This window comes from Pseudomonas sp. ZS1P83 (assembly GCF_054897825.1).
Window position 1 is genome coordinate 2,738,763 of sequence record NZ_CM142706.1, and the last position, 21,721, is coordinate 2,760,483.

At 60.8% G+C, this 21,721-nt stretch carries 22 protein-coding genes and 1 pseudogene; 9 read left to right on the top strand and 14 right to left on the bottom strand.

What is annotated here, in order from left to right:
• Nucleotides 1–19: 19 nt before the first annotated feature.
• Together ACYZT0_RS12995 and ACYZT0_RS13000 are read left to right on the top strand one after the other, a co-directional pair.
• On the top strand, nt 20–904 hold the full coding sequence (locus ACYZT0_RS12995; protein WP_462046175.1) for an SMP-30/gluconolactonase/LRE family protein: 885 nt from the start codon (nt 20–22) through the stop codon (nt 902–904).
• Nucleotides 901–1,022, top strand: a pseudogene (locus ACYZT0_RS13000) (aldose 1-epimerase); the annotation flags it as partial. The gene ACYZT0_RS12995 and the pseudogene ACYZT0_RS13000, both read left to right, overlap by 4 nt.
• 93 nt (nt 1,023–1,115) lie before the next feature.
• Here the strand turns inward: ACYZT0_RS13000 and ACYZT0_RS13005 are convergent.
• From ACYZT0_RS13005 to pedF, 13 genes are all read right to left on the bottom strand, one after another.
• On the bottom strand, nt 1,116–2,843 hold the full coding sequence (locus ACYZT0_RS13005; RefSeq protein WP_462046176.1) for a PAS domain-containing hybrid sensor histidine kinase/response regulator: 1,728 nt from the start codon (nt 2,841–2,843) through the stop codon (nt 1,116–1,118).
• Nucleotides 2,827–3,990: an alcohol dehydrogenase-like regulatory protein ErcA gene (gene ercA, locus ACYZT0_RS13010; RefSeq protein ID WP_149630476.1), complete on the bottom strand. Its 1,164-nt coding sequence runs from the start codon at nt 3,988–3,990 to the stop codon at nt 2,827–2,829. The genes ACYZT0_RS13005 and ercA overlap by 17 nt, the downstream gene beginning before the upstream one ends.
• 246 nt (nt 3,991–4,236) lie before the next feature.
• A complete protein-coding gene (gene pqqE / locus ACYZT0_RS13015) occupies nt 4,237–5,379 on the bottom strand; it encodes a pyrroloquinoline quinone biosynthesis protein PqqE (RefSeq protein WP_462046177.1) in 1,143 nt (380 codons plus the stop codon).
• Entirely contained in the window at nt 5,357–5,629 is a 273-nt protein-coding gene (gene pqqD / locus ACYZT0_RS13020; RefSeq protein ID WP_462046178.1) for a pyrroloquinoline quinone biosynthesis peptide chaperone PqqD, read from the bottom strand. Before pqqD ends, pqqE begins: the two co-directional genes overlap by 23 nt.
• Nucleotides 5,626–6,378: a pyrroloquinoline-quinone synthase PqqC gene (pqqC, locus tag ACYZT0_RS13025; protein WP_462046179.1), complete on the bottom strand. Its 753-nt coding sequence runs from the start codon at nt 6,376–6,378 to the stop codon at nt 5,626–5,628. The genes pqqD and pqqC overlap by 4 nt, the downstream gene beginning before the upstream one ends.
• A 131-nt stretch (nt 6,379–6,509) precedes the next feature.
• Nucleotides 6,510–7,424, bottom strand: a complete 915-nt coding sequence (pqqB, locus tag ACYZT0_RS13030) for a pyrroloquinoline quinone biosynthesis protein PqqB (RefSeq protein WP_462046180.1) — start codon at nt 7,422–7,424, stop codon at nt 6,510–6,512.
• 55 nt (nt 7,425–7,479) lie between these two features.
• On the bottom strand, nt 7,480–7,551 hold the full coding sequence (gene pqqA / locus ACYZT0_RS13035; protein WP_003253598.1) for a pyrroloquinoline quinone precursor peptide PqqA: 72 nt from the start codon (nt 7,549–7,551) through the stop codon (nt 7,480–7,482).
• A 224-nt stretch (nt 7,552–7,775) separates the two neighbouring features.
• Nucleotides 7,776–9,296, bottom strand: coding sequence for an acetaldehyde dehydrogenase ExaC (exaC, locus tag ACYZT0_RS13040; RefSeq protein ID WP_462046181.1), 1,521 nt, complete (start codon nt 9,294–9,296; stop codon nt 7,776–7,778).
• Nucleotides 9,297–9,519: 223 nt separating this feature from the next.
• A complete protein-coding gene (locus tag ACYZT0_RS13045) occupies nt 9,520–11,295 on the bottom strand; it encodes a PQQ-dependent methanol/ethanol family dehydrogenase (protein ID WP_462046182.1) in 1,776 nt (591 codons plus the stop codon).
• A gap of 254 nt (nt 11,296–11,549) precedes the next feature.
• On the bottom strand, nt 11,550–12,488 hold the full coding sequence (locus tag ACYZT0_RS13050) for a quinoprotein relay system zinc metallohydrolase 1 (RefSeq protein WP_462046183.1): 939 nt from the start codon (nt 12,486–12,488) through the stop codon (nt 11,550–11,552).
• 16 nt (nt 12,489–12,504) lie between these two features.
• Nucleotides 12,505–13,266, bottom strand: coding sequence for a quinoprotein dehydrogenase-associated SoxYZ-like carrier (locus tag ACYZT0_RS13055; RefSeq protein WP_462046184.1), 762 nt, complete (start codon nt 13,264–13,266; stop codon nt 12,505–12,507).
• Nucleotides 13,266–14,141 (bottom strand): substrate-binding periplasmic protein, encoded by an 876-nt coding sequence (locus ACYZT0_RS13060; RefSeq protein WP_462046185.1) that lies wholly within the window; start codon nt 14,139–14,141, stop codon nt 13,266–13,268. The genes ACYZT0_RS13055 and ACYZT0_RS13060 overlap by 1 nt, the downstream gene beginning before the upstream one ends.
• 3 nt (nt 14,142–14,144) lie before the next feature.
• Nucleotides 14,145–14,606 carry a cytochrome c-550 PedF gene (gene pedF, locus ACYZT0_RS13065; protein WP_462046186.1) on the bottom strand — a complete coding sequence of 154 codons (462 nt, stop codon included), beginning with the start codon at nt 14,604–14,606 and terminating at the stop codon, nt 14,145–14,147.
• A 306-nt stretch (nt 14,607–14,912) separates the two neighbouring features.
• On the opposite strand from pedF, the gene ACYZT0_RS13070 reads away from it, so the two are divergent.
• Nucleotides 14,913–16,082, top strand: a complete 1,170-nt coding sequence (locus tag ACYZT0_RS13070; protein WP_462041955.1) for an IS4 family transposase — start codon at nt 14,913–14,915, stop codon at nt 16,080–16,082.
• Between the two features lie 122 nt (nt 16,083–16,204).
• On the opposite strand, the gene ACYZT0_RS13075 is transcribed toward ACYZT0_RS13070, so the two are convergent.
• Entirely contained in the window at nt 16,205–16,327 is a 123-nt protein-coding gene (locus ACYZT0_RS13075) for a hypothetical protein (protein ID WP_462046187.1), read from the bottom strand.
• Between the two features lie 158 nt (nt 16,328–16,485).
• Here ACYZT0_RS13075 and ACYZT0_RS13080 point away from each other — a divergent pair, with 158 nt between their 5' ends.
• The 6 genes from ACYZT0_RS13080 to ACYZT0_RS13105 all read left to right on the top strand — a co-directional run bounded on the left by ACYZT0_RS13080 (nt 16,486) and on the right by ACYZT0_RS13105 (nt 21,637).
• Nucleotides 16,486–17,670: an ABC transporter substrate-binding protein gene (locus ACYZT0_RS13080; RefSeq protein ID WP_462046188.1), complete on the top strand. Its 1,185-nt coding sequence runs from the start codon at nt 16,486–16,488 to the stop codon at nt 17,668–17,670.
• 39 nt (nt 17,671–17,709) lie between these two features.
• Nucleotides 17,710–18,669, top strand: a complete 960-nt coding sequence (locus ACYZT0_RS13085; RefSeq protein ID WP_462046189.1) for a YVTN family beta-propeller repeat protein — start codon at nt 17,710–17,712, stop codon at nt 18,667–18,669.
• Nucleotides 18,666–19,406 carry an ABC transporter ATP-binding protein gene (locus ACYZT0_RS13090; protein ID WP_462046190.1) on the top strand — a complete coding sequence of 247 codons (741 nt, stop codon included), beginning with the start codon at nt 18,666–18,668 and terminating at the stop codon, nt 19,404–19,406. The genes ACYZT0_RS13085 and ACYZT0_RS13090 overlap by 4 nt, the downstream gene beginning before the upstream one ends.
• Nucleotides 19,403–20,194 carry an ABC transporter permease gene (locus ACYZT0_RS13095; RefSeq protein ID WP_462046191.1) on the top strand — a complete coding sequence of 264 codons (792 nt, stop codon included), beginning with the start codon at nt 19,403–19,405 and terminating at the stop codon, nt 20,192–20,194. Before ACYZT0_RS13090 ends, ACYZT0_RS13095 begins: the two co-directional genes overlap by 4 nt.
• Before the next feature lie 166 nt (nt 20,195–20,360).
• Nucleotides 20,361–20,918 carry a PQQ-dependent catabolism-associated CXXCW motif protein gene (locus tag ACYZT0_RS13100; protein ID WP_462046192.1) on the top strand — a complete coding sequence of 186 codons (558 nt, stop codon included), beginning with the start codon at nt 20,361–20,363 and terminating at the stop codon, nt 20,916–20,918.
• Between the two features lie 56 nt (nt 20,919–20,974).
• Nucleotides 20,975–21,637, top strand: coding sequence for a response regulator transcription factor (locus ACYZT0_RS13105; protein ID WP_140679198.1), 663 nt, complete (start codon nt 20,975–20,977; stop codon nt 21,635–21,637).
• The last annotated feature ends 84 nt before the right edge of the window (nt 21,638–21,721 follow it).

Here is a 21,721-nt window from a genome sequence, read left to right on the forward strand (position 1 = left end):
CCCGAGGGAATGAGTTGCCATGCACGCTGAACTGATTGTCGATGCCCGAAACGCAGTGGGTGAAAGCCCGGTCTGGGTCCCCGAGGAAAACGCCCTGTACTGGGTCGATATTCCCGTCGGGGGCCTGCAACGCTGGAGCGCCGGAACCGGTCATGTCCACGCCTGGACAGCGCCGCAAATGCTCGCCTGCATCGCACGTCACCGCGACGGTGGCTGGGTTGCCGGAATGGAAAGCGGGTTCTTCCATCTGCACCCGCACAACGACGGCAGCCTCGACAGCGCACTACTGGCGGACGTCGATCACGCCCGCCCCGATATGCGCTTGAACGATGGGCGCTGCGATCGTCAGGGCCGCTTCTGGGCCGGCAGCATGGTGCTGAACATGGGCGCCAACGCTGCCGACGGCACGCTTTACCGCTACAGCGCCGGTCAACGCGGGCCACTCGAGGCCCAACTCAGCGGATTTATCGTGCCCAACGGTCTGGGTTTCAGCCCAGACGGGCGGACGATGTACTTGTCTGACTCCCATCCCCTGGTCCAGCAAATCTGGGCCTTTGATTACGACATCGACAGCGGCACGCCGTCCAATCGCCGGCTGTTTGTCGACATGAATCAGTTCCCTGGCCGTCCCGATGGCGCCGCGGTCGATGCAGAAGGCTGCTACTGGATATGCGCCAATGACGCCGGGCTGATTCACCGCTTCACCCCCGACGGCCGACTGGACCGTTCCCTCGCCGTACCGGTGAAGAAACCGACCATGTGCGCCTTTGGTGGCAGCCGACTGGACACCCTGTTCGTGACCTCGATCCGCCCCGGCGACGACCATGACGAACAGTCACTGGCCGGCGGTGTGTTCGCCCTTAATCCCGGGGTGAAAGGTTTGCCGGAGCCAAAGGCAACATGACGCTAACACTGCTTGAACTCGAAGACGAACTCCCCCACCTCACCCTCGCCCCGGTCTGCCGGGCAAGCCCGGCTGTTTTCCGTTGTTTCCCTGGTCGAACCGCATCGCCGAGGGTGGGCACCCGTTGCGCTGATCACCTGCCCGGTCGACCAGGGCTGCGTTTGATGGAGCAAGACGAGTCAGCCGAGCTCGGTTTTAGCCTGCGCTATCGCTACCCCAACAACTGACTCAACACCGCACGCAACTTGCCTGGCTTCACCGGTTTGTTCAGCAACGGCGCTTCGAGCTTCTGCAATGAGCGCCGACACTGATCCGTGCGGTCGGCAGTGATGATGACCGCCGGAATCATCTGGTTGTAATGCTCGCGCAAATGCCTGACCACATCACAGCCCACCACCCCGTGGTCGAGGTGGTAGTCCGCCAGAATCAGTTCCGGTGGTCGCCCCTGCAGGGCTGCCAGTGCGCAGAACTCATCAGTGGCCGTCACCACCTCGCAACCCCACTGCCCGAGCAGCGCGCTCATGCTTTCGAGGATGCTCACTTCGTTGTCCAGTACCAACAAACGTCGGCCCGGCAATGGATTTCCGGTGCCCGGCAGTGGCGCGGCCTGACTGATCGGCAGCGGAACCTCATGGGAAATTGGCACGGCGATGCTGAACATCGACCCGCGCCCCGGCAACGAATGAACCTGAATTTTGTAACCTAGAATCTTGGCGATGCGTTCAACGATGGCCAGCCCCAGGCCCACGCCCTTGCGGTCGGAGGCGCGTCCGACGTCCAGTTGGTTGAACTCGAGGAAGATCGAATCCAGCCGGTCCGCCGCGATCCCGCGCCCGGTGTCCCAAACTTCCAGGCGCAGCATTTCACCCCGGCGTCTGGCACCCAGCAGGATGCTGCCCTCGTCAGTGTAGCGGCAGGCGTTACTGAGGAAGTTGCGCAGGATTCGCGTCATCAGGCGCAAGTCTGTACTGATGGCGTAATCGCCCATGTGCACACGCAGGTTCAACCCAGCAGCTTGGGCCACTGACTGGAACTCCGACACCAACGGCGCGAGCAATTCGTCGAGACGGTACAGCGCAATGTCCGGTTTGACCGCCGCCTGATCGAGCCGGGAAATATCCAGCAAATCGGTGAGCAAATCTTCCGCCCCTTCCAGCGCCTGGTGCGTACGCTCCACCAGCACGTGTTCGACGTCGGGCAGCTTGCGCTCGCGCAGGGTGGAGATCAGCAAACGCGCGGCGTTGAGCGGTTGCAGCAGATCGTGACTGGCGGCGGCGAGGTATTTGTCCTTGCTGCGATTGGCGGCCTCGGCGGCGTCTCGGGCATCGCGCAGCGCTTGGGCAATCTGTTTACGCTGGGTGATCTGCTGTTGCAGGTTGCGGTTGGCTTCCAGCAGCTCATCAGTGCGCGCGGTGACCCGCTGCTCCAGTTCGTCGTTGAGTTGCTGCAGGCGCTGCTGGGCGAATTTGCGTTCGGTGATATCGGCGACAAACCCCTCCACCAGCCCTTCCTGATCGGGCTTGAGCAACAGGTTCATCAGCACGTCGAGGCTGCTGCCATCCTTGCGCCGCAATTGAGTTTCGTACCCGAGCAGGCTGCGCTCGCGCTTGAGCATTTCACCGATGTTCTCCAGCTCTGGAGCGCCGCCGACAAACAGGTTGCTCGCCAGGTCGGCCAGTGAGAACAGCACCTCTTGCGGGTCCTGATAGCCAAGCATCCGCGCCAGTGCCGGATTGGCGGCACGCATGCCTTCCAAGAGGCTAGCCTGGAAGATCCCGTGGACCGCGTTTTCGAACAGCCATTTGTAGCGATTGCGCTCGGCTTCCAGCTCGTCCAGGCGCGCGGCCAGTTCCGGGTAATGACTCTTGCGCGCCGAGTGGCTGCCTAATCCCAGTAACCCCGCCAGCGCCCGTTGCTGTTCGTCAGAGGGCTTCGCCATAGACGACCTCGACATCACGCTGACTGGACTCGCGCGGGTTGGTCAGGATGCACGGGTCGTGCATGGCGTGTTGCGACAGGAACGGAATGTCTGCAGTGCTGACCCCGTGCAGTCCCAGGGTTTCGTGGAAGCCGATCGCATGTTTCAGGGCGATCAGATGCTCCACCAGGCGCCCGCAAATCTGCCGATGATTCAAGCCACGGCAATCGATGCCAAAGGTCTCGGCGATCACCTTGAAACGTTCCGGTGCCGAGTTGTAGTTAAAGGCCACCACGTGCTCCACCAGCACGGCGTTGCACAAACCGTGCGGCAGATCGAGAAAACCGCCCAGGCTGTGGGACATGGCGTGTACCGCGCCGAGGATCGCGTTGGAGAACGCCAGCCCGGCCTGCATGCTGCCGAGCATGATCTTCTCGCGCAGGGCGATGTCGTTCGGGTTGGCGATCATCTGCACCAGATTGCCGTTGATCAGGCGCATCGCCTCCAGCGCATGGGGATCGGTCAATGGCCCGTGACCGGTGGAAACAAACGCTTCGATGGCATGCACCAACGCATCGATGCCGGTACAGGCCGACAGGAACGGGTCCATGCTCAGGGTGGTTTCCGGGTCGATTAGCGACACGTCCGGCACCACCGCCTTACTGACGATGGAGAACTTCATGCGTTCTTGCTGGTTGGAGATGATCACGAATTGCGATACATCGGCCGAGGTCCCGGCGGTGGTCGGAATCAGGATCAGCGGCGGGCTCGGAACACGGATGGTGTCCACGCCTTCGAATTCGAGGATGCTGCGTCCATGGGCGACGACAATGCCGATACCTTTGCCACAATCCATCGGGCTACCGCCACCGACGGCAACGATCACATCGCAATGATTTTCCCGGTACAGATCGGCGCCGAGCATCACTTCTTCGACCCGCGGGTTGGGCGAGACCGCGCTGTACAGGAAATACTCGATGCCCTGGGCTTGCAGACTGGCCTCGACATCGGCGACCCAACCGGCAGCAATCACACCGGGATCGCTGACCAGCAGCACCTTGCGGGCGCCAAAGGTTTTGGCGCAATTGCCGACGTTGTGCCGGCAGCCGGCACCAAAGATGATTTCAGGCGAAACGAATTTACGCAGCTGGCTGAGACTCTGGCTCATTGGAAAGCCTGTTTTTATTGTTCTGGAAGGTAACGTCCACACTAAAGCATCCGGCTATGAATGCAATCAGACCAATGGGTAGCAGGCGCCCGGTGTGCACTCAGATTTTGTATTCACCATAGATCCCTGTGGGAGCGGACTTGCCCGCGATAGCAATCTAACATTTAACATCAATGTTGAATGTGCTGGCCTCATCGCGGGCAAGCCCGCTCCCACAGGGATCTGTGTCGGACGCATCTCTTCCATTCATCCGCGATAGATCAGTCGCGAAGCCTTCTCGTTACGCAGTGTCAGGTGTTCCATGCCCAGCCCCGGTGCCTCGGCTTCCTCGCGGGCCTTGAGAATCATGCCGTGGTGCGGGGACTTGCTGCACACCGGGTCCGCGTTGGCGGCATCACCGGTCAGCATGAATGCCTGGCAGCGGCAGCCGCCCAGATCCTTGTGCTTTTCATCGCAGGAGCGGCACGGCTCTTTCATCCAGTCATCGCCACGAAAGCGATTGAAGCCGAAAGAATCAGTCCAGATGTGCTCGATACTGTGCTCGCGCACGTTAGGAAACTGCACCGGCAACTGTCGGGCGCTGTGGCACGGCAACGCCGTGCCGTCCGGGGTGATGTCGAGAAACAGATTGGCCCAGCCGTTCATGCAGGTCTTGGGGCGCTCTTCGTAGTAATCCGGGGTGACGAAAATCAGCTTGCACGGGTGGCCCTGCGCTTCAAGACGCTCGCGGTATGAGTGGGTGATGCGTTCGGCACGCTGCAATTGTTCGCGGGTGGGTAACAGGCCAACGCGGTTGAGCTCGGCCCAGCCGTAGAACTGGCACGTCGCCAATTCGACGAAATCCGCTTCCAGCTCCAGGCACAAGTCGATGATCTGCGCGATCTGGTCGATGTTGTGCCGGTGGGTGACGAAGTTCAGCACCATCGGATAGCCCTGCGCCTTTACCGCGCGGGCCATGGTCAGTTTCTGGGCGAAGGCTTTGCGCGAACCGGCGAGCATGTTGTTCACCGCTTCGTCGGCAGCCTGGAAGCTGATCTGAATGTGGTCCAGCCCCGCGACCTTGAAATCGCGGACTTTCTGCTCGGTCAGGCCGATGCCCGAGGTGATCAGGTTGGTGTAGTAACCCATGTCCCGGGCGGCTTTGATCAGCTCGGCCAGGTCCTGACGCACCAACGGCTCGCCGCCGGAGAAGCCAAGTTGCGCGGCGCCCATCTCCCGGGCTTCGCGGAACACCCGAATCCATTCCTCGGTGCTCAATTCCTCACCCTGCTGGGCGAAGTCCAGCGGATTGGAGCAGTACGGGCATTGCAGCGGGCAACGATAGGTCAGCTCCGCCAACAGCCACAGCGGCGGCCCCGGGCGCGAATCACTCGATCCAGAATTGAGCATGGGCCACCTCCAGAAACGCCAGCACATCCTCGTCGATCCCCGGCACACCGGGAAAACTCGCGGACAGTTGATCAATGATCGCCGCGACGCTGCGCTGGCCATCCACCAGATCGAGAATCTGCCCGGCACTGGTGTTGAGTTTGATCATTCCTTCGGGGTACAGCAGCACGTGGCAATCCTGACGGGGCTCCCATTGCAGGCGAAAACCCCGGCGCAGCGACGGTGATTGCTCGCGGTTGATCAGGCTCACAGGGCAATCCCCCGGTGCCAGACGTTCGAGGGGGTGACGGTGTGATACGGCGGGCGTTCCAGCTCGTAGGCCATGCTCAAGGCGTCGAGCATGCTCCACAGTACGTCAAGTTTGAACTGCAGGATTTCCAGCATGCGTTGCTGGCCTTCGACCGTGACGTAGTGCGCCAAGGTGATGCGTAAACCATGCTCTACGTCGCGCCGCGCCTGACTCAGGCGAGTACGGAAATAGTCGTAACCGCCAACGTCGATCCACGGGTAATGGGTCGGCCAGGCATCGAGCCGGGATTGGTGAATCTGCGGCGCAAACAGCTCGGTCAGCGAACTGCTGGCGGCTTCCTGCCAACAGGCGCGACGGGCGAAGTTGACATAGGCATCCACGGCAAAACGTACACCGGGCAGCACCAATTCCTGTGAGAGGATTTGATCGCGCTCCAGCCCCACCGCTTCGCCCAGTCGCAGCCAGGCTTCGATGCCGCCTTCGCTGCCGGGTGCGCCGTCGTGATCGAGGATCCGTTGCAGCCATTCCCGGCGCACGTCGCGGTCTGGACAGTTGGCGAGAATCGCTGCGTCCTTCAGGGGGATGTTGACTTGGTAATAGAAGCGATTGGCGACCCAGCCTTGAATCTGCTCGCGACTGGAGCGCCCGGCGTACATGGCTTGGTGGAACGGATGATGAATGTGGTAATAGGCGCCTTTGGCGCGCAGGGCCGCTTCGAATTCGCTGGGGGTCATTGCGGTGTCAGTCATTGCGGTTCTCCTGGAAGCTCTGCTGTTTTTGGTCCAGCGCCTTCGCGGGCAAGCCTCGCTCCTACAAATTCGATGTGATCTGTAGGAGCGAGCGGTGCGGCGATCCGACTTGCCCGCGAAAGGGCCCTCCGCTACAGCACAATACTCATGCCGTCATAGGCCACTTCGATCCCGCGTCGCTCCAGCAATGCCCTTTCGGCCGAGTCTTCATCGAGGATCGGGTTGGTATTGTTGATGTGGATCAGCACCTTGCGCTGGCGGGTAAAGCCTTCAAGGATTTCGAGCATTCCGCCAGGACCGCTTTGCGACAGGTGACCCATTTCACTGCCCAGGTTCTGGCCGACTTCGCAGATTCGCATCTCGTCGTCGCGCCACAAGGTGCCGTCCAGCAACAGGCAATCGGCGCGTTGCATCCAGCTCAGGACTTCGTCGTCGATTTGACCCAGGCCTGGCGCATAGAACAGTGAGGCGCCGGTGCGCCGGTCTTCTACAAACAGTCCGATGGTGTCACCCGGCTGCGGATTGCCGCGATTTGGCGAGTACGGCGGTGCGTTGCTCACCAAGGGGATCGCACGAAATTGCAGGTGTTCGCTGGCCGCGATGCTGAACGGCTCGCGGTCCAGTCCGACCGGTTGCCACTGCAACCCGCCGTTCCAATGCTTGAGCATGGTGAACAAGGGGAAGCCGCTGCTCAGGTCTTCATGGACGCGTTCGGTGCACCAGACCGAATGCGGGCAGCCTTCGCGCAGACTCAACAGGCCGGTGCAATGGTCGATCTGGCTGTCCAGCAGGACGACGCCGACGATCGCGGTATCACGCACCCGGCGCGCCGGTTGCAGTGGCGCGAAACTCTCGAGTTGCGCGCGAATGTCCGGTGAAGCATTGCACAGCACCCAATCCACACCGTTGTCGCTCAGGGCAATCGAGGACTGCGTGCGTCGTTGCGCCCGCAGGCTGCCATTGCGCATCGCGGCGCACTGGCGGCAGTTGCAATTCCATTGCGGAAAACCGCCGCCAGCGGCGGATCCGAGAACGCGAATGTGCATGGGCAATGCTCCAGAAGGCAGGCCCGGCCAACGCAACAGCTGGCCGGGTGAACAATCAGCGGTTGGCGAAATACATCGTCACTTCGAAGCCAATGCGCAGATCGGTAAACGCGGGTTTAGTCCACATGGGTCAATCCTTTTCTTGTGCCGGACGATTCCGGTAAAGCCATTAATGCACGGGGTGCCAGGTGCCCGAATGCTACTTTCGAACGAGGTGGCGGCGTGCATTGGTAGGGGGTGTTGTTGTGTGTCAGACACGACCATTCGCGGGCAAGCCTCGCTCCTACAGATCACATAAACCTGTAGGAGCGAGGCTTGCCCGCGAAGGCCGTTACACGGTCTCGTGTCGAATCAGAAGAACCCCATCGGATTGATGTCGTAGCTCACCAGCAAGTTTTTGGTCTGCTGATAGTGGTCGAGCATCATCTTGTGGTTTTCACGGCCGACACCGGATTTCTTGTAGCCACCGAACGCGGCGTGGGCCGGGTACAGGTGGTAGCAGTTGGTCCAGACACGCCCGGCCTTGATCGCCCGGCCCATGCGGTAAGCGCGGTTGATGTCGCGGGTCCACAGACCGGCGCCGAGGCCGAACTCGCTGTCGTTGGCAATCGCCAGGGCTTCGGCTTCGTCCTTGAAGGTGGTAATACCCACCACCGGGCCGAAGATTTCTTCCTGGAACACGCGCATTTTGTTGTGGCCCTTGAGCAGGGTCGGCTGGATGTAATAGCCGCTGGACAAGTCGCCTTCGAGACGCTCGGCCGCGCCGCCGGTGAGCAATTCGGCGCCCTCCTCCTGAGCAATTTTCAGGTATGAGAGGATCTTGTCGTATTGCTGCTCGGACGCCTGGGCGCCGACCATGGTTTCGGTGTCCAGAGGGTCGCCGCGCTTGATCTTGACGATTTTCTGCATCACCACTTTCATGAAGTCGTCGTAGATCGATTCCTGAACCAGGGCCCGGGACGGACAGGTGCAGACTTCACCCTGGTTGAAGAAAGCCAGTACCAAACCTTCGGCGGCCTTCTCGATGAACTGTGGCTCGGCTTGCATGATGTCTTCGAAGAAGATATTCGGCGACTTGCCACCCAGTTCGACAGTGCTCGGAATGATGTTCTCGGCCGCGCATTTCATGATGTGCGCGCCTATCGGGGTGGAACCGGTGAAGGCGATCTTGGCGATGCGCTTGCTGGTGGCCAGCGCCTCACCCGCTTCGCGACCGAAACCCTGGACGATGTTCAGCGCACCGGCCGGCAACAAGTCGGCGATCAGTTCGGCGAAAACCATGATCGACAGCGGCGTTTGCTCGGCAGGTTTGAGCACCACGCAGTTACCGGCAGCCAAGGCCGGGGCGAGTTTCCAGGCGGCCATCAGCAGCGGAAAGTTCCACGGAATGATCTGCCCGACCACGCCCAATGGCTCGTGGAAGTGATAGGCCGTCGTCAACTCGTTGATCTCGGCGGCGCCGCCCTCTTGTGCGCGGATGCACCCGGCGAAGTAACGGAAATGGTCGGCGGCCAGCGGCACGTCGGCGTTCAGGGTCTCGCGCACGGCTTTGCCGTTGTCCCAGGTTTCGGTGACGGCGAGGATTTCGAGGTTTTGTTCGATGCGGTCGGCAATTTTCAGCAGCACCAGGGAGCGGTCCTGCGCGGAGGTCTTGCCCCAGGCATCGGCGGCGGCATGGGCCGCATCGAGGGCTTTTTCGATGTCGGCGGCGCTGGACCGAGGGAACTCGGCGATCACTTCACCGTTGACCGGTGAGGTGTTGGTGAAGTACTCGCCATTGACCGGGGCGACGAACTCGCCGCCGATGAAGTTGCCGTAGCGCGCTTTGAACGTAACGACGGCGCCGGGTGTTCCAGGTTGTGCGTAAATCATGGTGGGCCTCTGTCTGGGTCGATACCTGTCGGGCAAACAGGCGATGAACCGATAGTAGAGAGCCCCGCGCGTCAGACGAATGCGCCGTTGGCAGGGGGACTCTCGTTATTTGGTAGTAGGAGCGAGGCTTGCCCGCGATCCGGACACTGCGGTCATCCAGTCAGACCGCGGCGCATTCTTCGCGAGCAAGCTTCGCTCCTACAGGGATACAGGTTTGCTCTGATCAGTGTTTGGCCACCAGGTCTTTCGGCAACTTGAAGGTCCAGAGCATGCCGCCTTGGTTGAAGTCCTTGATGCGCTTGGCCACTTCGCCGCCCCACAGCGGGACAGCACCACCCCAACCGGACAGCACCGAGACGTACTGTTCGCCGTCCATTTCCCAAGTCACAGGCGAGCCGAGTACGCCGGAGCCAGTCTGGAATTCCCAGACTTTCTCACCTGTCTTGGCGTTGAATGCCTGCAGGAAACCTTCCGGCGTACCGGTGAACACCAGGTTGCCTTTGGTGGTCAGCACTCCGCCCCACAGCGGTGCGAAGTTCTTGTGGCGCCAGACTTCCTTGCCGGTTTTCGGGTCGATGGCGCGCAGCACGCCGATGTAGTCTTCGTTCAACGGCTTGATGGTGAAACCGGCACCAAGGAACGCCGCGCCTTTTTTGTAGGCGATGCCTTCGTTCCAGATGTCCATGCCCCACTCATTGGACGGTACGTAGAACAGCCCGGTGTCCTTGTTGTAGGCCATCGGCATCCAGTTTTTCGCGCCGAGGAATGCCGGGGCTACAAATACCGAACTGCCTTTGGCTTCGGTACCCGGTGCGCCTGGTCGGCTGGCTTCGTTGTAGATCGGCCGGCCCTCTTTATCCAGGCCGGTGGCCCAGGTGATCTTGTCCACGAACGGGAAGCCGCGAATGAATTTGCCGTTGGTGCGATCCAGTACGTAGAAAAAGCCGTTGCGGTCAGCGGTCGCGGCGGCTTTGATCTCTTTGCCGCCTTCGGTGTAGTTGAACGAGACCAGCTCGTTCACGCCGTCATAGTCCCAGCCGTCGTGAGGCGTGCTCTGGAAGTGCCATTTGATGGTGCCGTCGTCCGGGTTCAGCGCCAGACGCGACGACGAGTAGAGGTTGTCGCCAGGACGCAGGTGCGAGTTCCACGGCGCCGGGTTGCCGGTGCCGAACAGCAGCAGATTGGTTTCCGGGTCGTAGTAACCGCCGAGCCAAGGCGCCGCGCCGCCGGTTTTCCACAGATCGCCGGGCCAGGTCTTGCCGGCTTCGCCGCCGGAGATGCCGTTTTCTACCGCTTTACCGTCCTTGTAGACGTAACCCATGTGGCCTTCAACGGTGGGTCGGGTCCACAGCAGATCGCCGTTTTTCGGGTCGTAGGCTTCGATCTTGCCGACCACCCCGAACTCGCCACCGGCCACGCCGGTAATCAGTTTTCCGTTGATCACCAACGGCGCGGCGCTGATCGAATAGCCTTCCTTGTGGTCGGCAACTTTCTTGCTCCAGACGACTTTGCCGGTGTCCTTGTTCAGGGCCACGAGCTTGGCGTCGAGGGTGCCGAAGAACACCAGGTCGCCGTACAGCGCGACACCACGGTTGATCACGTCGCAGCAGGGACGGATGTCATCGGGCAGGCGCGCATCGTATTGCCAGAGTTTTTTGCCGGTGCGCGCATCCACCGCAAACACCCGCGAGTAAGAACCGGTCATGTACATGACGCCGTCCTTGATCATCGGCTGTGCTTGCTGACCGCGTTGTTTTTCACCGCCGAAGGAGAACGCCCAGACCGGCCGCAAGTCCTTCACGTTGTTGACGTTGAGGGTGTCCAGCGGACTGTAGCGTTGACCCTGGACGCCCAGACCGTTGGTGACGATCTGCTCCGGGTTCTTGGGGTCCTGGAGGATGTCTTGATCAGTGACGCCGGCCAATGCCGGGCCAGACAACAGCATGGCACTGAGCAGCACACTCAAGACGAAGGGTTGGCGACGTGCGGGTTGGGTCATGACGGCTACCTCTGCGGTTTTTGTTATACCCGGGAAATTTTCCCGGTCTGGTGCAGATTCTTGGGCGCCACCGCCCTTGGAACAATTGCCCGCAGTGCTGAGATTGCTAGTTCCTTAGTACCGGGTCGGAGGAGATGAACACCGATCCCTGTGGGAGCGAGCTTGCTCGCGATGAGGCCCTCACATTCAAAATTGATGTCGCCTGAACCACCGCCATCGCGAGCAGGCTCGCTCCCACAGGGGATTTGTTTTGCTCATCTTCCTGCGGCGGAATCGACCCGGGTCATCTGCCCGCGCTCGTAACGCGGATACAAATGGCTGACGCTGCGGATCAGCTCGTAACGACTCAGGCTGATGCCAGCGAAACGGTCGGGGATGGGGCTGCGGATCATCTCGGCCATGTCGCTGCCGTTGGCGGCGCCGTCGCGCATGAGCTGATCGAGCCAGGTGAGGTAGTCGCGCATCTGTTCGAGCGGCTGTTGATCCGTGGCCACCGGGCCGTGGCCGGGAACGATGAGCGTCCAGGGCAAGCCTTGAAGTGTGGCAATGTCCGCCAGCCACACCGACAGCCCCGGACTGTTGGGCGTGGTCAGCGCCCGTTGATAAAACACCAGATCCCCGGCAAACAACACGCCGGTTTTCTGGTCGAGAATAGCCAGATCCGCGCCAGTGTGCCCACCCAGGCCCAGCAGACGAAAATCGTGATCCCCAAAACTTCGCCCGCCGGGCGTCAGCGTTTCGGTCGGCAACACCACTTCGGTGCCGCGCATCCAGTCACCCACCAGTCGATACAGGTTCTCGGCCATGGCATCGCCCTGCTGATGCAACAGCTCGGTCGTGCCGGCCAGCGCGCCGATCGGCACGTCACTGAAGGCCTGGTTGCCGAGCACATGATCAGGATGATGATGCGTCAGCAGCACCTCAATCACCGGTTTATCGGTGGTCGCGGCAATCGCCTTGCGCATCGCTTCGCCGTAGCGTTTCGACGGTCCGGTATCGATCACCACCACGCCGCGCTCGGTGACGATGAACGCGGTATTGACGATGTTGCCGCCGTTGGCCTTGGCAAAATTGTCAGTGCTGCCTTCCAGCAGCCAGGTGTCTTCGGCGATCTGTCGGGGCTTGAGTGAATACTCGAGATCGGCCAGGGCCGGCAGGCTCAGGCTTATAAACAACAGCAGCATCCAGCGCATCACGCGCTCCTTTGGGTCAGGGTATGGCCGCATCGAATTGATTGCCGCTGTTGTCCCGCAGTAACAGGCGCGTCTGCCCTGCCCCTTCGATGTCGAAGGCCAGGTTGGGGTTTTCGCTGACGGCGGGAAACAGCTCAAGTCGGGCCAGCAGTTGATCGTTTTGATCCCGCAGCTGCGCATGGTTGATGAAGAATTCCGGGATGCCGCTGACCATGCCGTTGTCCATTGGATGCGCCACCTGCAGCCGCACGCGACTGAATTCGCCACGGGGATAACGACCGCCCAGCACTTCGCCGATGTGGTCTTCCCAGCCCGGCTGAGTGCGCACCACACTCGGCGCCGTGCAACCGCCGCCCGCCGCATCGATCAGGGTTGAGCCGACATGCCAGAGGCCGTCACGGGTCAGCACCGCCGCACGCAACGGCGTGGCTTGCTCGATGCGGATGCGGATCGACAGCCAGGGCAGTACGCGATCGGTCGGTTGGAAATCGACGATTTTTGGTAAGGGGTTGAGTTCGGCCCAGGCGAGGATTTTCACCACCTCGCCCTTGAACGCCCGGGCGTCGATTTCCAGCGGTACTTGCCGGGCGTCTTCGGCGAACGGCGGCGCCAGCAGCTTGACCCGGTCGTCGAACACGAACGGCGCATCGCCGAGCATCTGCTTGTGATAGAAGGCCCACATCACCGAAGGCACCGGGTCTTTACCCGGGTCGATGTCCACCGCGTGCGCGGCCATGGGTAACCAACAGGCCAACAGACAACCCGCTCGCCAGTTCACTATTGATACATCTCGGGCACGTCATAGCGCAGGCCGTAATGACCATAGATGGTTTTGACTGCGCCCTCGCGGATCAAGGTTTCCAGCGCCTCTTCCACTGCATAGGCCAACTGACGGTTGCTTTCATGCACCGCCATGCCGATCTCCCAGAGCTGCTTGCCCATGTTCGGGTAGGCGTTTTCCGCCAGCGCCACTTGCGGGTCCGCCGCTTCATGCACTTGCCAGTCAATCTCGCCGCGCATGGCCATCACCGCGTCGACTTCACCGGCCTTCATGGCCGCGAAAGCCTGTGCCACACCAGGGTAGTGATGGGTTTTGCCAGCAAGCATGCCGCTGAATACCGAGGTCAGGTAGAACGACGGCACACTGTCGACTTCGACGCCGATCGGGTGGTGCTCGAACACGGCGACGCTGCCCACCTTATCCAGTCGGCGACGGTCGAAGGCGACCTGCCACTGTTCGTTCTGGTACGGCCCGAACATCACCACATGGCCGTTTTCCAACTCACCCAGTTCATTGCGCTTCTGGGCGTAATCGCGATCGTACGGCACGCGCATCATCAGGTCGGCCAGTTGCAGATCGTGCAACTGACTGGCACGCCAGATGTAATCGCGCAGGTCGTCATCGAGCTTCTCGCCGGCGGGCGCCCACATCAACGTCAGGTGCACACCGAGGGCCTTGGCCAACGCCTCGGCGAGTTCGACATCAACGCCGCGGGCCTGGCCGGCGTCTTCAAAACTGTAGGGGGCGAAGTCCTTGTAGACCGCCACTTTCAGCTCCCCGGCGGTGATCATTTCGTCATAGGTTCGGACCTGTGCCTGAACTGCCTGGCAGCACAGCAACACAGCGCTGATCAACACAGCGAGCAGGCGCATGGATTACTCCTCGACGTGAACGCTGTCCAGGTAAGTGCGGACCGCCCACAAGGCTTCCTGGCTCAGGTAGTCGGCCATCTTCGGCATGTAGACTCGACCGTCACGCACGGCGCCGTGGCGCACGCGTTCGACGAACCATTCATCACCCGCTTCGGCGACATCGAGCATGCGCAAATCGGGGGCGATGCCGCCGGATTTGGCTTCCAGGCCATGACAGGCCGCGCAGTTCTGGTTGTAGGCCGAAGAGCCGATTTCCACGGCCTTATCGTGTTCCGGGGAGGCGCGATACGGGTTCACCGCCGCCCACCCATCGCCATCAACCTGTACGCTGGCGTCCTTGATCGGGGTCAGGCCCGGGGTGGCGACAGCCTGAGGTACCACGTTGCCGTGGGCCCAGACGGAACCTGTGCTGATACAACCGGCCAGCAGTCCGGCAACGAGTAAGGCGTTGAGTTTTGTTGTCATTGTTATGCCCTCTTGATTGCACGCAAAACCTCTTTGAAGAGGCTATGGCACCCATCTTAGGAAGGGCTTCGCGCAAGCCCCATGCTGCTTTGGTGGCCGCCGTCTAGTTCCTTGGTAGTAGGGCTTGTGGCGCACACCTGAATCAGGTGCCGTACGGGAAGTATTCCCGGCAACCGCGGGTGCAACACTGATCGTTCCCATGCTCCGCGTCACTAGTGTCCGGTAAAAAACGAGGGGGGAGCTTGCTCCCTCTTGCTGTTGGCGGCTGTGAGGCATAATCGGTTTTTTCAGACTCGATTTTGACTTATGTTTTCCAGCACCCGTTTAAGCCAACTACTCAGTGCGATCCCGCGCCAGTTTTTCCAGCAATCCATCGAAACACACCAAGCTGATCGCTACGTCAAACGCTGCACGACCTGGCAATTGCTGGTGACACTGATCAGCGGCCATTTGACCCGAGCCTCAAGCCTGCGATCCTTGGCGACTATCTCCGAAAATTTCGGCCCGCATAGCTACCATCTTAATGCCGGCCCTATTGCCCGCTCGACAATGTCCGATGCCTTGAACAAGCGTGACTACCGGCCATTACAGGACCTTTGTGGGTACCTGATGAGCGCCGTCAGCCGCCAGCAGCGCAAGGAGGTCGGGGCCATGGTTAGCCTGATTGACTCCACGTCGATCACCTTGCGCGGACCTCACTTCGATGGCTGGACAGCCGCGACGAAAACCCGCATCACCCAAGGCCTCAAAGTGCATGTCGGGCTGGATCTGGCGCAGCTGGCCCCGGTGTACGTGAACATTACGCCTGCCAACGTCAACGACCTGAGCGATGCACTGGAAATGCCGATCCAGACCGGCATGACGTATGTTTTCGACAAGGGCTACTGCGATTACAACTGGTGGCACGAGTTGCAGACCAAAGGTGCTTTTTTCGTCACCCGCCTGAAGAAAAACGCCAATATCAAAGTGCTGCATGAGCACTCGACCGTGACTGAGCAAAGCTCGGTCATGACCGATGAAGTCGTCCAGTTTGGCAAAAAGCATTTGGCCGGCAAACGCCTGAACGACTATTGGGAAAAGTCGGTAAGACGCGTCGTGGTTGAGCGCGAGGGGCATGCGACGCCGTTAGTTCTGGTGACCAACGACTTCACGAGGACAGCTGAAGAAATCGCGTCCTTGTACAAAGATCGTTGGCAGATCGAGCTATTTTTCAAGTGGATCAAACAACATCTGAAGCTCAAACGCTTTTATGCCTACTCCGAAAATGCGGTGCGTTTGCAGATTTACAGTGCCTTGATCAGCTATCTGTTACTGCAAATACTCCATCGTCGCTCAGGATTTACCGGCTCGTTGTTCGAACTGACGGTTCGCATAGTTCATGTCCTGTTTGAACGGCCCGGAACCCCAGTATTGAGGGATCGACGAAGGCAGGAGCGAGAAAAGTTGAAGGCTGCCCAAGGCAGCCTTCAACTATGAAGCATGTTTACCGGACACTAGTGATGCTCCGCGTGGGAATGCCTCAACGGACGCTCCGCGTTCGGCTCTGGAAGGGACGCGGAGCGTCCCGGGCTGCATTCCTTTGCTGCGCGTGGGAACGATCATCGCCCTGGCGTTGCGGGCAAGACCAGCAACGGCGCGGGGCGCGGGCCGTGGAGCTTGTCGACACCGATCAGGGTCAGGATCAGCAGCAACGGCAGGAGCAGCGCTTTGAGAACACGCATGATTGATCTCCTCCAGAGTGATGGCCGTTATTACCCATGCTAAAACCGCGCCGACTGGGGCGAGTTACTACCTTGGTACTGGCTCACTGGTACTTTCTGCATATTTCCTTCTGCCTCGCAGGCTTCCTATGCTGGCGCTACCAGTAATGGAGTGCCCTATGCGCCAGCTTGCCCCTTACGCACTGATCTACCTGTTGGCGATTGCCTGCGCCGCCGGGGTGGCGACCCAGAGCCAAGCCGCCGACGCGCCGTTGCAGGTGAAAATCGGCTACCTGGGCTATCGCCCCGACCCGGGCCCGTTGCTGTCGAACATCATTCCCGAGCCCGTCGATGCCGGGTTGCGTGGCGCCGAACTGGCGATCATTGACAGCAACAGCACCGGGCGTTTCCTCAACCAGAGTTACAGCCTGGTCAGCGCCAACGTCGACAATCAGGATGCCCTGGTCGAAGCGGCCAAAGCCCAGCATGAACAAGGTCTGCGCCTGTTTGTGGTGAATGCACCGGCGCAGAGCCTGCGCCGGCTCAGCGCCGTGCTGCCCGACAGTTTGCTGTTCAATGCCGGCAGTCCCGATGACAGCCTGCGCACCACCGATTGCCTGCCGAACGTGCTGCACAGCCTGCCGAGCCGGGCGATGCTCGCCGATGCGCTGGCGCAATTTCTGGTCGTGCGCAAATGGCAACGGGCGCTGCTGATCGTCGGCCCGACCCCGGACGATCAAGCCTATGCCGCCGCCCTGCGCCGCGCCGCCAAACGCTTCGGTTTGAAACTGGTCGCGGAAAAAGCCTGGAGTTTCGACAACGATCAGCGACGCAGCGCCCAGGCCGACATGCCGCTGTTCACCCAGACCGCCGAGTACGACGTGGTGCTGGTGGCGGATGAACGCGGTGATTTCGGCGAATACGTGCCCTACCAGACCTGGTACCCACGGCCGGTCGCCGGCACTCAAGGCTTGACCCCGGTGGGCTGGCACAAAACCGTGGAAACCTACGGCGCCGCGCAGTTGCAGAAGCGCTTCGAAGCCATGGCCGGGCGCTGGATGAACGACCGGGATTTCGCCGCCTGGATCGCCGTGCGCAGCATCGCCAGTGCCGTGAGCAAGTCACGTCAGGTCGATCCGATGGCGATCCGTACACTTGAAATCAGCGATCAATTGCCGCTGGACGGTTTCAAGGGCCGCAAGCTCAGTTATCGGCCGTGGAACGGCCAGTTGCGCCAACCGATTCCCATCGTCCAGCCCCGGGCGCTGGTCAGCACCTCGCCGCAGGACGGTTTTCTGCATCCCTTTAACGAGATGGACAGCCTGGGCTACGACAAGCCCGAGGTCAGCTGCCGCTTTCCCTGATCCCCCTCCACAACAACTACAACAGAAAAGGAATCCGCCATGCGCCGCACCCTGCTCTCTTGCGCCCTGCTGCTTGCCGCCGGGCACGCCGCGGCCAGCACCGCCTGGGTCTCCAACGAAAAGGACAACAGCCTGAGCCTGATCGACCTGCAGACCCTGCAAGTCACCGACACATTACCTGTCGGCCAGCGCCCTCGCGGTCTCTTGCTGTCCCATGACAGCAAGTTGCTGTACATCTGCGCCAGCGACTCGGACCGGGTCCAGGTGATGGACGTCGCCACGCGCAAGATCATCAAAGAGCTGCCCTCGGGCAAAGATCCTGAGCAGTTCGCCCTGCACCCGAACAATCGCTGGCTGTACGTTTCCAACGAAGACGATGCACTGGTGACGGTGATCGACACGGAAACCTCCAAGGTGCTGAGCCAGATCAACGTCGGCGTCGAACCCGAAGGCATGGCCGTCAGCCCCGACGGCAAGTGGGCGGTGAACACCAGCGAAACCACCAACATGCTGCACTGGATCGACACCAGCACCCAGACCCTGGCCGACAGCACGCTAGTGAATCAGCGGCCGCGCTTCGTCGAATTTTCGCCGGACGGTTCACAGCTCTGGGCCTCGGCGGAAATCGGCGGCACGGTGACCATTCTTGACGTGGCAACGCGCAAGATCCTCAAGACCGTGACCTTCCAGATCAAGGGCGTGCACCCGGACAAGGTTCAACCGGTGGGCATCAAACTCAGCGCCGACGGCAAGTACGGTTTCGTCGCCCTCGGCCCGGCCAATCATGTGGCGGTGATCGACGCCAAGACCTTCGAGATTCTTGATTACCTGTTGGTCGGGCGACGGGTCTGGCAGATGTCGTTCACCCCGGATCAACGACAATTGCTGGCCACTAACGGTGTCAGCGGCGACGTGTCGGTGATCGATGTCGACAGCCTCAAGGTCACCCAATCGATCAAGGTCGGGCGCTATCCGTGGGGCGTGGTGGTGACCCCATGAACGCACTGGAAGTCAGCGACCTGAGCTTCGCCTATGGCGCGCGCGAGGCGTTGCATCAGGTGAGTTTCAACCTCGCACCCGGGCGTTTCGCGGCGCTACTCGGGCCGAATGGCGCGGGCAAATCGACGCTGATCGCCCTGCTCACCCGTCTTTACGATGTGCAGCGCGGTGACATCCGCGTCGGCGGTTGTTCACTGCGTAACACGGCGCGTCCGGCGCTCAAGCAACTGGGTGTGGTGTTTCAGCAAAGCACCCTGGACCTGGACCTCAGCGTCGAGCAAAACCTGCGTTATCACGCCGCGCTGCATGGGATGTCCCGGCGTCAGACCGGAATCCGGGTCGACGCCGAACTGGCCCGTCAGTCCCTGACTGAACGCCGTCGCGAGCGGGTCCGCGAACTCAATGGCGGCCACCGTCGCCGAGTGGAAATCGCCCGCGCCTTACTGCATGAGCCGCGCCTGCTGCTGCTCGACGAGGCCAGCGTCGGCCTCGACCCGGCCAGTCGGCTGGCGCTCAATCAGCACATCCGCAATCTGTGCCGCGAGCAGAACATCAGCGTGCTCTGGACCACCCATTTGCTGGATGAGGTGCAGCCCAGCGACGATTTGCTGATTCTCCATCAAGGGTTACTGGTGGCCAGCGGACAGGCCCACGCCCTCAGCGAAGAACACGGCGGCGACCTCGGTTCGGCCTTCGCTCGCCTGACCACGCCTTCCACTTCAGGAGCCGTCCGATGAATGCCTACTGGCAATGTTTCAGCGGCATCGTGCTGCGTGAATGGCTGCGCTTTGTGTTGCAGCGCACGCGGTTTCTCAGCGCGCTGGTACGGCCGTTGCTGTGGTTGCTGGTGTTCGCCGCCGGGTTTCGCGCCGCACTCGGGATCGCGATCATCGAGCCCTACGACACCTACATTCCCTATGAGGTCTACATCATCCCCGGGCTGGCCTGCATGATCCTGCTGTTCAACGGCATGCAAGGTTCGCTGTCGATGGTCTACGACCGGGAAATGGGCAGCATGCGCGTGCTGCTGACCAGCCCCCTGCCCCGGACCTTCCTGTTGTGCAGCAAGTTGTTGGCCACCTCGCTGATCTCGCTGTTGCAGGTTTATGCCTTCCTGGCGATTGCCTGGCTGTACGGTGTGCAACCACCGGCCATGGGCTTGTTGATTGCATTACCGGCGTTGCTGCTGGTGGCATTGATGCTCAGCGCACTGGGCTTGTTGCTGTCCAACGCCATCCGTCAGCTGGAAAACTTTGCCGGGGTAATGAATTTCGTGATCTTCCCGCTGTTTTTCCTGTCGTCGGCGCTGTATCCGCTGTGGAAAATGCGCGAGTCCAGCGAGTGGCTGTACGGGTTATGCGCGTTGAACCCGTTCACCCATGCGGTGGAGCTGGTGCGGTTTGCCCTGTATGAACGCTTCAATCCGTTGGCATTGGCGGTGTGTGTGGGGCTCACACTGGTATTCGCTCTGCTCGCCGTGCTCACTTTCAACCCGCAACACGCCGCGTTGCGCAAAACCAGCTGACTACCCCATCAGTTGTGTCCAACTTTTGGGGTGCAGACCACTCCGCGTGGGAACGATCAATTCGGGTGAAATTACTACTTTAGTACTGCTTTACCTGTCTATCGTCGCATTCCCAACGCACCGAGACTGGCATGTAATGGGTTCATAACTATAAGGATTGAACCCCATGCCGCGTGCCCGACGTCGTCTGCTGCGCCCTTCTCTCGCTGCGCTATCGCTGAGCCTGTTGCTGGGCGTCGCGCAGGCCGAAACACCGCTGTTCTCAGCCGACGGCTACCGCATCGGCCTCTACCGCAGCCCGACCCCGAATCAAGTACAGGGCGCCGGCATCATCGATACCGCGGCCCTGCAAACCCTGCTGACCCAGACGCCCCGTCCGGTGCTGATCGACGTCTACCGCCGGCAATGGCTGCAAGGACGTTTCATCGAGGACCAGCCCCACGAAAACCTGCCCGGCAGCCATTGGCTGGCCAATATCGGCGACGGTGACCTGACGCCCGATTGGCAGGACTATTTTGTGCGTAAGCTGAACACATTGACCGATGGCGATCTCGCGCAGCCGCTGGTCTTCTATTGCCGCTCCGATTGCTGGCTGAGCTGGAACGCCGTGAAACGCGCCGCCGCCATGGGCTATAAGACGTTGTACTGGTATCGCGACGGCCTGGACGCCTGGCAGGCAGCCAACTTGCCCGTAACGCCGGCCCAGCCCGAGCCCTTTCCTTGACCTTTACGCGGGCGCGTTGTTGCCACACCCTAATCAAAATAATGAGGTGAAAGGCTATGTACAAAATTCTGATTGCCGACGATCACCCGCTGTTTCGCGAAGCCATTCATAACGTCATCAGCGATGGTTTTCCGGGCAGCGAGGTGATGGAAACCGCCGACCTGGACAGCGCCCTGGTGCTGACTCAGGAACACGACGACCTGGACCTGATCCTGCTCGACCTGAACATGCCCGGCATGCACGGCCTCAATGGCCTGATCAACCTGCGCAACGAGGCGCCGACCATTCCGGTGGTGATCGTCTCGGCCGAACAGGACAAACAAGTCGTGCTGCAAGCCATTACCTATGGCGCGGTGGGTTTCATCACCAAATCCTCGCCACGGGTGCAAATGACCGAGGCCATCCAGCAGATCCTCAACGGCAATGTCTACTTGCCGCCGGACATCATCCGCACGCAAAAATGCGGTTCAAGGCGCATGAACGATGCCCCGAGCTTTCCGCCGGAACTGCTCCAGGCCTTGACCCGCAAGCAGTTGCTGGTACTCGAACGCATGACCAAGGGCGAGTCGAACAAACAGATCGCCTACACCCTGGAAATCGCCGAAACCACAGTCAAGGCGCACGTCTCGGCGATCCTGCGCAAACTCAACGTGCACAATCGGGTGCAGGCAATTTTGAGTGCCGGCGACATTGATTTCGGGTCTTATCTGCGGCGCTGAGACCTACACTGATCGTTCCCACGCTCTGCGTGGGAATTGCCTCACCGGACGCTCTGCGTCCGCTTTTTGGACGCGGAGCGTCCC